Source organism: Actinotalea ferrariae CF5-4 (assembly GCF_000603945.1).
GTDB classification, from domain to species: Bacteria; Actinomycetota; Actinomycetes; order Actinomycetales; family Cellulomonadaceae; genus Actinotalea; species Actinotalea ferrariae.
This window is the reverse complement of record NZ_AXCW01000403.1, coordinates 1-659: the sequence shown is the minus strand read 5'-3', so window position 1 is coordinate 659 and position 659 is coordinate 1. Positions and strand designations below refer to the sequence as shown.

Sequence of the window (659 nt, the reverse complement as noted above, 5' to 3'; positions counted from 1 at the left end):
ACGACGGCGGGACGACGGCGGGACGAAGCACGACCGCGAGCGGCCGGAGCAGGGTCGGGATGGACGGATTCGAACCGACGACCTTCCGCTCCCAAAGCGGACGCGCTACCAACCTGCGCCACATCCCGTGCGGCCCGAGCGTAGCGGGGCGCACGCCCACCTGGTGGGCCCCCGCGGTGGGCGGGGTGACGGGCCCCGACTTCGCCCTGCGCGGCGATCCGGCTAGCCTGGGCGCGCTGCCGGGGGCGTCACGCCGACCGGCACGCGCGGGCGTAGCTCAATGGTAGAGCCCCAGTCTTCCAAACTGGCTACGCGGGTTCGATTCCCGTCGCCCGCTCCCTGTGCTCATGACGGCCCGTCGGCGCCGGTCCGGACGCTGGTCGGAGTCGTGGTCCGGACGCGTGGTCCGACCGCGCGTCCCGGCCCTCCGCCGCGCCGACCGGCCCGGGACTGCCTAGGGTCGGCCCATGGCGAGCGACCGGACCGGACCCCGGCACCGGGCGCGCCACCGGCTTCCCGACGACGCGCCCGCCCGGCACCACTCCGGACGCGCACCGCGGCCCCCCGGGGTCCTCCTCGCTGGGGCTGCGGGCACCGCCCTCCTCGTCGCGGCCCTCGTCCAGGCCGACGTCGTCGCACCGGGCGTCGTCGAGCCCGCG

Annotated in this window: 1 protein-coding gene and 2 tRNA genes; 2 read left to right on the top strand and 1 reads right to left on the bottom strand. The window is 76.9% G+C overall.

Features of this window, described 5'->3' with window-relative positions; translation table 11 throughout:
- Positions 1–54 precede the first annotated feature (54 nt).
- Positions 55–128, bottom strand: a tRNA-Pro gene (locus N866_RS18240).
- Between the two features lie 138 nt (positions 129–266).
- On the opposite strand from N866_RS18240, the gene N866_RS18235 reads away from it, so the two are divergent.
- A tRNA-Gly gene (locus N866_RS18235) sits at positions 267–337 on the top strand.
- Between the two features lie 130 nt (positions 338–467).
- The coding region (locus N866_RS18230) for a hypothetical protein (protein WP_034229400.1) at positions 468–659 on the top strand (192 nt) is incomplete at its 3' end.